Source organism: Tardiphaga sp., from assembly GCF_044340795.1.
In the GTDB taxonomy this organism is placed as follows: domain Bacteria; phylum Pseudomonadota; class Alphaproteobacteria; order Rhizobiales; family Xanthobacteraceae; genus Tardiphaga.
The window spans coordinates 1-9582 of sequence record NZ_JBIISY010000219.1; the positions used below are offsets into that span (position 1 = coordinate 1).

8 protein-coding genes are annotated in these 9582 nt (G+C 63.2%); 4 read left to right on the forward strand and 4 right to left on the reverse strand.

The features are described from left to right. The coding region (locus tag ACIQ17_RS26040; RefSeq protein ID WP_398472185.1) for a TonB-dependent receptor at nucleotides 1-1391 on the forward strand (1391 nt) is incomplete at its 5' end. Nucleotides 1392-1405: 14 nt separating this feature from the next. Here the strand turns inward: ACIQ17_RS26040 and ACIQ17_RS26045 are convergent. After that, nucleotides 1406-2179, reverse strand: a complete 774-nt coding sequence (locus ACIQ17_RS26045) for an SDR family NAD(P)-dependent oxidoreductase (RefSeq protein ID WP_398472187.1) — start codon at nucleotides 2177-2179, stop codon at nucleotides 1406-1408. A 221-nt stretch (nucleotides 2180-2400) separates the two neighbouring features. Here ACIQ17_RS26045 and ACIQ17_RS26050 point away from each other — a divergent pair, with 221 nt between their 5' ends. From ACIQ17_RS26050 to ACIQ17_RS26060, 3 genes are all read left to right on the forward strand, one after another. Beyond that, nucleotides 2401-3420 (forward strand): TRAP transporter substrate-binding protein, encoded by a 1020-nt coding sequence (locus ACIQ17_RS26050; protein WP_398472188.1) that lies wholly within the window; start codon nucleotides 2401-2403, stop codon nucleotides 3418-3420. A gap of 9 nt (nucleotides 3421-3429) precedes the next feature. After that, nucleotides 3430-5313, forward strand: a complete 1884-nt coding sequence (locus tag ACIQ17_RS26055; protein ID WP_398472189.1) for a TRAP transporter large permease subunit — start codon at nucleotides 3430-3432, stop codon at nucleotides 5311-5313. Between the two features lie 120 nt (nucleotides 5314-5433). Further along, the gene (locus ACIQ17_RS26060; RefSeq protein ID WP_398472190.1) at nucleotides 5434-7083 is read left to right on the forward strand and encodes an acyl-CoA synthetase; all 1650 of its coding nucleotides are present in this window, start codon (nucleotides 5434-5436) and stop codon (nucleotides 7081-7083) included. A gap of 294 nt (nucleotides 7084-7377) precedes the next feature. On the opposite strand, the gene ACIQ17_RS26065 is transcribed toward ACIQ17_RS26060, so the two are convergent. From ACIQ17_RS26065 to ACIQ17_RS26075, 3 genes are all read right to left on the reverse strand, one after another. Further along, nucleotides 7378-8175 (reverse strand): MBL fold metallo-hydrolase, encoded by a 798-nt coding sequence (locus ACIQ17_RS26065; protein ID WP_398472191.1) that lies wholly within the window; start codon nucleotides 8173-8175, stop codon nucleotides 7378-7380. Further along, the gene (locus ACIQ17_RS26070) at nucleotides 8172-8963 is read right to left on the reverse strand and encodes a TatD family hydrolase (RefSeq protein WP_398472192.1); all 792 of its coding nucleotides are present in this window, start codon (nucleotides 8961-8963) and stop codon (nucleotides 8172-8174) included. Before ACIQ17_RS26070 ends, ACIQ17_RS26065 begins: the two co-directional genes overlap by 4 nt. Before the next feature lie 10 nt (nucleotides 8964-8973). Continuing rightward, on the reverse strand, nucleotides 8974-9582 hold a 609-nt coding region (locus ACIQ17_RS26075; RefSeq protein WP_398472194.1), incomplete at its 5' end, for a class I tRNA ligase family protein.

The following is a 9582-nucleotide window of genomic DNA, read 5'->3' on the forward strand; positions in this document are numbered from 1 at the left end:
ACCTTGGCTATCAGGCCGATGATATCTCGGCGACGATGCGTTTCATCAGCATTGCCGGGCTTACCGGCGTGCCGACGCCGCCGGACAGCACAAAGAGCCTGGCGCCGTCCTGGGCTTTTGAAAGCTCGCGATCGCTCTATGGCATGGCGCGCGGCGAGGCCGATATCTCCGACAATGTAACGGTCTACGCAGCCGCCGGTACCCAGCGATTCGAAAACTACCGCCTGCTCGCCAATTCCGCGATTTCGAACCTGAACGGCAATTTCAGCTTCGAGCCGTTCCAGCAGCGCACCTATGTCAATCCGATGTCGGCACTGGCCGGCGTCCGGACGACGGTCACGACCGGTCCGGTCGAACATGAGTTCAACGTCAACTGGTCGAAGGTCAGCAATCCCGGCGGCGACAATTTTGCGCTGTCCGGCGTTACGGTCGCGTCCAACATCTATAATCCGGTTTTCGGCCCCTCGCCTTATGTGCCCGATCCCGGCCGCCCAATTCCCAACACCTACCAGATCGGCCTGACCAGCGTCGGCGTTGCCGATACGATGTCAATCCTCGACAAGCGCATCCAGCTCACGGTCGGCGTTCGTCGCCAGCATGTGGAGGCAGAGAATTTCAACGGACAGACAGGCGTGAAGACCCTCGGCTACGACTCTGCGGCCTGGAGCCCGTCCTATGCGCTGGTGATCAAACCGGTCGAAAACGTTTCGCTTTACGCGAACTATATTCAAGGTCTGCAGCAAGGTACTGTTGTCGGCAACACGTTCCAGAATTCCGGGCAGGTACTGCCGCCCTACATGACCGAGCAATATGAGACCGGCATCAAGGTGGACTGGGGTCGTATCGCCACCACTGTGAGCGCGTTCCAGATCACCCAGCCGAGCACCATCACGGTCCCAGGTACGCCGTTGCCGGTGCTGACTGTCGATGGCGAACAGACCAACAGGGGTATCGAATTCAATGTGTTCGGCGAAGTCGTCGAGGGCGTGCGTCTGCTCGGCGGCGCCACCTTCATCGACGGGCGTCTCACCCGCACCCAGAACGGCGCCCTCGATGGCGCACGGGCGCAAGGGGCACCGGCCGTCCGTGTCGTCCTCGGCAGCGAATGGGACACGCCGTTCCTGCGCGGGTTCACGCTGAACGGACGTGTGACCTATACGGACGAGCAATATGTCAGCAACACCAACCGGGCCCTTCTGATCCCGGAATGGACCCGGCTGGATCTCGGTGCGCGCTACACCTTTGCCTCGCCCTGGAACAACAAGCCGGTGGTGGTCCGCTTCAATGTCGAGAACGTGCTCGGCGCGAACTACTGGGTGACGGGGAATAACGGTTTCGTGGCCCTCAGCCAGCCACGGACCTACATGCTGTCATCGACGTTCAATTTCTGAGGATGAGGCTCGCCTTACGGATATTTCGGCAGCAGCCCATGCGCGGCAAAGCCACCGTCCACATTGAGCACGTGGCCCGTGACGAAGCTCGATTTGTTGTCATCCAGCAGAAACATCGCGGCGCCGGCGACCTCGGCCGGCTCGGCATAGCGCCGCTGCGGTACGACCTGCATCCAGGCTTCGCGGGTTGCCTGCGTGTGCATCTCCTGAACCATGGGGGTCTCGAACGGGCCCGGGGCGATGGCGTTGACGCGGATTTTCAGCGGCGCCAGCTCGCTGGCCATGACCTGGGTCAGCGTGATGACGCCGCCCTTGGACGCGCCATAGGCCGCGCGCTCGATATTGCCGCGGATGCCGGACACCGATGCCACATTGACAATGGCACCGCCGCCATGGGCCTTCATCATCCGCGCGGCTTCCTTGGCCACCGCAAAGGTGCCGACCAGATTGATGTCGAGGATCTCCCGGAACAGTTTGACGGAGGTTTCGAAGAACGGGACCTGGCGGCCAATCCCGGCTGAGTTCACGAGCCCACGGACCGGCCCAAAGCCGGCTTCGCAATCCCTGAGGCCGGCGATGACCGCCTCCTCATTGGCGACGTCCATGACCACGGTCCGGGTCACGCCCGGCTTGATCGCGTCGACCTGCGCCTTGGCAGCGTCCAGCGCGGGCTGGGTGAGGTCGGCGAGAAGGACCTTCCACCCCTCACCTACGGCCGACTTGGCAATGGCGAGCCCGATACCCGATGCGCCGCCGGTGATTATGGCAACGCCATGGTCCTTGGTCATGCGATTTTCCTCAGTTTTCTTGCGGCAACCCGGCGGCTGCACAGCGTCATTGTTGCGGCAATGCTTTCTACGAAAGACCGCCCGAAGTCGAGGCCGCCCAGGCCGCGTCCGCCTTTGGTCTCACCCGAAAAGGCTTGACCGGGCTGCTGCGACATGATGACCAAGCTGCAAGGGTCTTCGCCATCACAAAAGCAAACGAAGACATGGCAGGGAGAAACAAAATGACCATTTCACGCCGCACTCTGTTGAAGGCATCGGCCGCCGCAACTGCCATGGGTGGCATTGGGATGCCTCTGGTGGCCCGCGCTCAGCAGGCCGAATTTGTCTACAAATACGCAAACAACCTGCCGGATACGCATCCGCTGAACGTCCGCGCCCGCGAAATGTCGGCGGCGATCAAGACGGAAACGGGTGGCAAGGTCGACCTGCAGGTGTTTCCGAACAACCAGCTCGGCTCGGACACCGACATGCTGAGCCAGATCCGTTCGGGCGGCGTCGAGTTTTTCACGCTGTCGGGCCTGATCCTCGCCACGCTCGTGCCGGCTGCGTCGATCAACGGCATCGGCTTTGCATTCCCGGATTACGAGACCGTGTGGAAGGCCATGGATGGCGAGCTCGGCGCCTATGTGCGCGGCGAGATCACCAAGGCCAATCTCGTTGTCATGGACAAGATCTGGGACAACGGTTTCCGCCAGACCACCTCGTCGACGCGGCCGATCAACGGGCCGGAGGACCTCAAGGGCTTCAAGATCCGCGTGCCGGTGTCACCGCTGTGGACCTCGATGTACAAGGCGTTCGACTCCGCGCCCGCCTCGATCAATTTCAGCGAGGTCTATTCGGCGCTGCAGACCAAGGTCGTCGAGGGCCAGGAGAATCCGCTGGCCCTGATCTCCACGGCGAAGCTCTACGAAGTGCAGAAATACTGCTCGATGACCAACCACATGTGGGACGGTTTCTGGTTCCTCGCCAACCGCCGCGCCTGGGAGCGCCTGCCCGCCAATCTCCGCGAGATCGTCGCGAAGAACATCAACGCCGCCGCGGTCAAGGAGCGCGAGGACACCGCCAAACTGAACGCCACGGTGCGAGAGGAACTGCTCGCCAAGGGCCTGCTCTTCAATCAGCCCGAGGTCACGCCGTTTCGCGACAAGCTGCGCTCGGCCGGTTTCTATGCGGAATGGAAGGGCAAATATGGCGACCAGGCCTGGTCGCTGCTCGAAAAGTCCGTCGGCAAGCTGGCCTAAAGCACCGTCATGGCTCACGCCGAACTCGCACAGCCGCAGGGCGGGATGACACCCGATGTCACCCGTCCGAAGGGATGGCTGACATCGCTGGAGCGGATCCTCGGCACACTGGTGGAAATCCCGGTGGCGATCCTGGTTGTCGCTGAGATCGCCATCCTGTTCGCCGGCGTGGTCGCGCGCTACGGCCTGCACCGGCCGCTGGTGTGGTCGGACGAACTGGCCTCGATCCTGTTCCTGTGGCTGGCGATGCTCGGTTCGGTGGTCGCGTTCCGGCGCGGCGAGCATATGCGCATGACGGCGCTAGTGGCGACCGCCGGCCCGCGGATGTGGGCCTTCCTCGACGTGGTGGCGACCTGCGCGGCGCTGGCCTTCCTGCTGATGATCGTCGCGCCGTCCTACGAATACGCCTATGAGGAAAGCTACATCACGACCCCGGCCCTGCAGATCGCCAACAGCTTTCGCGCTGCGGCCCTGCCCGTCGGCATCTCGCTGATGATTGTGTTCGCCTTCCTGCGCCTGCTCCGCTACGGCCAACCCAAGACCGTGCTGATGGCGCTCGGCACTGTCGTTGCCATCATGGGCGTGTTCTGGCTCGCCGAGCCATTCCTGCGCACCCTCGGCAATCTCAACCTGATCATCTTCTTCGTCGGCGTGGTCGCGCTCTGCGTCTTTGTCGGCGTGCCGATCGCGTTCGGATTCGGTCTCGCGATCTTCGGCTATATGGCGCTGACCACGCGTACCCCGATCATGGTTCTGATCGGCCGCATGGACGAGGGCATGAGCCATCTGATCCTGCTATCGGTGCCGCTGTTCGTGTTCCTTGGCCTGCTCATCGAGATGACGGGCATGGCGCGGGCCATGGTGTCGTTCCTGGCCAGCCTGCTTGGCCATGTCCGCGGCGGCCTGCATTACGTGCTGATCGGTGCAATGTATCTCGTCTCCGGTATTTCCGGCTCCAAGGCGGCCGACATGGCCGCGGTGGCGCCGGTGCTGTTTCCGGAAATGAAGGAGCGCGGCGCGAAGCCGGGCGATCTCGTCGCCCTGCTCTCTGCCACCGGCGCGCAGACCGAGACCATTCCGCCGAGCCTTGTGCTGATCACCATCGGCTCGGTCACCGGCGTCTCCATCGCCGCACTGTTCACCGGCGGCCTGCTGCCCGGCGTGGTGCTGGCCATCACGCTCGGCATGCTGGTCTGGTGGCGCTATCGCGGCGAGGACCTCAGCCATGTGAAGCGGGCGACCGGCTCCGAGATTGGCAAGGCCTTCATTATCTCGCTGCCGGCCATCGCGCTGCCATTCGTGATCCGCGCCGCGGTGGTCGAGGGCATCGCCACGGCCACCGAGGTCTCCACCATCGGCATCGTCTATGCCGTGCTGGCGGGCCTGCTGATCTATCGCCAGTTCGACTGGTCGCGGTTGCACAAGATGCTGGTGGACACCGCCTGCCTGTCCGGCGCCATCCTGCTGATCATCGGAACCGCCACCGGCATGGCCTGGGGCCTGACCCAGTCCGGCTTCTCGCGCTCGCTGGCGGCCGCCATGACCGGCCTGCCCGGAGGCGCCGCCACCTTCATCGCGGTCTCCATCGTCGCCTTCATCATCCTCGGCAGCGTGCTGGAAGGCATCCCGGCCATCGTGCTGTTCGGACCCCTGCTGTTCCCGATCGCCCGGCTGGTCGGGGTCCACGAGGTCCACTATGCGATGATCGTGATCCTTGCGATGGGGATCGGGCTCTTCGCACCGCCGTTCGGTGTCGGCTATTATGCCGCCTGCGCGATCGGGCGGGTCGATCCGGCAGAAGGCATACGGCCGATCCTCGGCTATCTGCTGGCACTGCTGGTGGGCCTGATCATCGTGGCGATCTTCCCCTGGATTTCGATCGGATTCCTGTAATTCGATCAAATTCAGAAGGTTATGCGCCTTGAATGATCCAATTTCGGAAGAGAATTCCGCTGCTCAACTGATATGTGAGATATTACAAATATCACACTGAATTTAATAGAAGAGTGCAAAATGATACCGGATCAGGGCGTCTACAGCATCGGGCTCGACCAGAACGCTGCGAATTTCGTGGCGCTGTCGCCGATCAGCTTCCTCACTCGCAGCGCGGCCGTTTATCCGAACCATCTCAGCGCGATCTATGAGGACCGCCGTTTCACCTGGTCCCAGACCCAGGAGCGCTGCCGCCGCTTCGCATCGTTCCTGACCGGCCGTGGCATCGGCCGCGGCGACACGGTCGCTGCCATGCTGCCAAACGTGCCGGCGATGAACGAGGCCCATTTCGCGATCCCGATGGCCGGCGCCGTGATCCATGCCATCAATGTCCGGCTCGACGCCGCCGCCGTCGCCTTCCAACTGGACCATGGCGCCGCCAAGGTGCTGCTGGTCGATCCGGAATTCGCGGCTGTGATCACCGATGCGCTCGGCCTGATGAGCGGCCCCAAGCCCCTGGTGATCGATGTCGACGACGTCGCCTTCTCCGCTCCACAAGGGATCGGAGAACTGGAATATGAGGACGCGCTCACGCAGGGCAGTCCCGACTTCTCATCTGCCTTCCCACTCGACGAATGGGATGCCATCGCGCTCGGCTACACCTCCGGCACCACAGGCAATCCCAAGGGCGTCGTCACCCATCACCGTGGCGCCTATCTCAATGCCATCGGCAATGTGATGGCGACCGATCTTGGCCGGCACCCCGCCTATCTTTGGACCCTGCCGATGTTCCACTGCAACGGCTGGTGCCTGCCCTGGGCGGTGGCCGCGACGGCGGGCATCAATGTCTGCCTTCGCAAGGTCGAGCCGACCAGGATTTTCGCGCTGATGCGTGAGCACGGTGTCACCCACATGTCGGGCGCGCCGATCGTCTACAACACGCTGATCAATGCGCCGGATGCGCCAACCTATGCCGGCGGCCCGGTGATCCGCGGCTCGATCGCCGGTGCGCCGCCGCCCATGGCCGTACTCGCCGGCGCCGAGCGGATCGGGATCAAGCTGACCCATGTCTACGGTCTGACGGAAACCTATGGTCCGGCCTCGGTCTGCGAGGAGCAGCCCGGCTGGGACGACCTGCCGCCGGACGAGCGCGCCCGGATGAAGCGCCGCCAGGGCGTGGCCTATCCCTCGCAGGAAGGGCTCACGGTGATGGACCCGGAGACCATGCAGCCGGTGCTGGCTGATGGCGAGACCATCGGCGAGATCATGTTCCGCGGCAATATCGTGATGAAGGGCTATCTCAAGAACGAGAAGGCGACGCAGGAAGCCTTTGCCGGCGGCTGGTATCACACCGGCGATCTCGGCGTGATGGACGCCGAAGGCTACGTGACCATCAAGGACCGCTCCAAGGACATCATCATTTCCGGCGGCGAGAACGTCTCGTCGGTGGAGGTGGAGGACGTGCTCTACAAGCACCCGGCGGTGCTGTTCGCCTCGGTGGTCGCCAAGCCCGATCCGAAATGGGGCGAGGTCCCCTGCGCTTTCGTGGAACTGAAGCCGAATGCGACGGCGACGGAAGCCGAGATCATCGCTTTCTGCCGCGACCAGTTGCCGGGTTTCAAGACACCAAAGGCGGTGATGTTCGGCGCGATCCCGAAGACGTCCACCGGCAAGATCCAGAAATTCATGCTGCGGGATCGTGTGAAGTCGACAGGATCGTTCGAGAGCTGAAGTTCTTTGTCTCCGGCAACGGAAGGCTCCCGCACGCATAAAAAACGGCCCCCAAGCGACTGGGGGCCGGCAATGAAAGTGCCAAAAGAATACGACCTGCAAGGGATTAATTGAGTCGCAAAGCGGACATTGCCAGTCGAAGACATCAGAAAGACGGCTGTTCGTCAGCAGAACAATTGAGGGAACTCACTGTTGTTTTATGGCAGCGGTATGCCCGTAGACTTCCCACCGCCAAACCAACCCATGATCCGAGACGCGCGCAAGTCCGCGCTGCTCACCATGAGGGGCGGCGTGTTACGGCAACTCCAGCCGCATTCCGTCATAGCCGGGCACGACACCTTCCGGGACGGCAGTCCGCACGGCTTCGTAATCGAGGTCCGCATGCATGTTCGTGATCACCGCCCGTTTCGGCTTGAAGCGTTCGATCCAGCTTAGCGCGTCGCTCAGGCTGAAATGGCTGGAATGCTGGGCGTAGCGGAGCCCGTCGATGATCCAGAGATCGAGACCTTCCAGCGCCGGCCAGCTCTCTTTCGGGATGTCGTGCAGGTCCGGTGAATAGGCGGTGTCGTCGATGCGATAGCCGAGCGCCGGGATGTTGCCGTGCTGGACCAGGAACGGCGTCAGCGTGAGGTCACCACCCTTCCCCGTGATGGTGCGGCTCTCGCCTGCCTCGATGTCGAGGCGATCGAGGATCGGCGGATAGTCGCTGCCAGGCGGTGACTCGAAGCAGTAGCCGAAGCGCAGCATGATGTCGGTCGCCGTGGAGGCATTCATGTAAACCGGAATGCGCTTGCGGCGCTTCAGCACCACGGAGCGCAGGTCATCCATGCCATGGGTCTGGTCGGCATGTTCGTGCGTGAGGAACACCGCGTCGATGTCGTCGACCTCGGCATCGATCAACTGCTCGCGCAGGTCCGGCGACGTGTCGATGATCACGCGCGTGACGCCATCCGGGCCGACGCGTTCGGCCATCATGGAGCAGCGACGGCGGCGGTTCTTTGGATTGGCGGGATCGCAGGCGCCCCAGCCCAGCGCCGGGCGCGGCACGCCCGCAGATGATCCGGAGCCGAGAATGGTGAGCGCCAACGTCATGCAGCGATGCTTTCCCTGGAGGCCTTGCTGAACAGGCGGAAGAAATTGTCCGTGGTCTGCTTCGCCAGCTCTTCGTAGGAAACACCGCGCGCCTCGGCGAGCACCTTGGCGGTTTCAACGACGTAAGATGGCTCGTTGCGCTTGCCGCGCCACTTGCCGGGCGCGAGATACGGCGCGTCGGTCTCGACCATGATGCGGTCGGCCGGCAGTTCGGCGGCGAGGTCGCGCAGCTCCTGCGACTTCTTGAAGGTGATGATGCCGGTGAAGGAGATCGACAGGCCGAGATCGATGGCCTTCATCGCAAGCTCGCGGCCACCGGTGTAGCAATGCAGGACCGCCTTGAAGGCGCCCTTCGCCATCTCGTCCTCGAGAATGACGCCGCAGTGTTCGTCGGCTTCACGGGTGTGGATCACCAGCGGCAGCCCCGTCGCGCGGGCTGCTGCGATATGGGCGCGAAAGCCCCGCTCCTGCGCAGCGCTGGAGCCATGTTCGTAGAAGTTATCGAGACCGGCTTCGCCGAGCGCGATCACCTTCGGATGCTTGGTGAGTTCGATCAGCTCGTCGGCAGAAATGCCGTCTTCCTCGTCGGCATTGTGCGGATGGGTGCCTACCGAACAATAGACATTGGGAAAACGCTCGGCGATGGCCAGCAGCGCCGGCAGGCGACGCACGCGGGTGGAGATCGTCACCAGCTTTCCGACGCCCGCAGCTTCCGCGCGGGCGACGATGCCGTCGAGATCGTCGGCGAAATCCGGAAAATCGAGATGGCAGTGGCTATCGACCAGCATTGCCAGATTCTCAGCTCGCCGCCGCCGGCTCGACATAGCGCGGGAAGACGCCGGTCGGGGTCGGCAGCTGCGTGCCCGGCTTGATGCGCGTCGCGATCGCCGCGAAGTCGCGTGCGTCTTCGGGGATGCCGAGCACGTCGAGCAGCTTTGCGCAGGACGCCGGCATCACGGGCTGCGCCAGGATCGCGACCTGACGCACGACCTCGGCCGTGGTGTAGAGCACGGTTGCCTGCTTCGCTGGATCCGTCTTGGCCAGCGCCCATGGCGCCTCGCCCGCAAAATAGCGGTTGGCTTCGGCGACCACGGCCCAGATGGCGTTCAGCGCCTGATGGATCTGCTGGGTGGCCATGGCGCTGCGCGCCTGCTCCAGCATGGCATCGGCCTGCGCCAGGATAGCCTTGTCGTTCTCCGAGAATTCGCCCGGCGTGGGGAGCACGCCGCCATATTGCTTGCCGATCATCGACAGCGAGCGCTGGGCGAGATTGCCGAGATCGTTGGCGAGATCCGCATTGGTGCGGTTGACGATTGCCTCGTGGCTGTAGCTGCCATCCTGCCCGAACGAGACTTCGCGCAGCAGGAAATAGCGCAGCTGATCGACGCCATACTGCTCGGCGAGATT

What these genes read in the sequence shown, in the direction of transcription:
- ACIQ17_RS26055 (WP_398472189.1), top strand. Translation starts at nt 3,430, where the DNA reads ATGGCTCACGCCGAACTCGCACAGCCGCAGGGCGGGATGACACCCGAT.
- ACIQ17_RS26065 (WP_398472191.1), bottom strand. Translation starts at nt 8,175, where the DNA reads ATGACGTTGGCGCTCACCATTCTCGGCTCCGGATCATCTGCGGGCGTG.
- ACIQ17_RS26070 (WP_398472192.1), bottom strand. Translation starts at nt 8,963, where the DNA reads ATGCTGGTCGATAGCCACTGCCATCTCGATTTTCCGGATTTCGCCGAC.
- ACIQ17_RS26045 (WP_398472187.1), bottom strand. Translation starts at nt 2,179, where the DNA reads ATGACCAAGGACCATGGCGTTGCCATAATCACCGGCGGCGCATCGGGT.
- ACIQ17_RS26060 (WP_398472190.1), top strand. Translation starts at nt 5,434, where the DNA reads ATGATACCGGATCAGGGCGTCTACAGCATCGGGCTCGACCAGAACGCT.
- ACIQ17_RS26050 (WP_398472188.1), top strand. Translation starts at nt 2,401, where the DNA reads ATGACCATTTCACGCCGCACTCTGTTGAAGGCATCGGCCGCCGCAACT.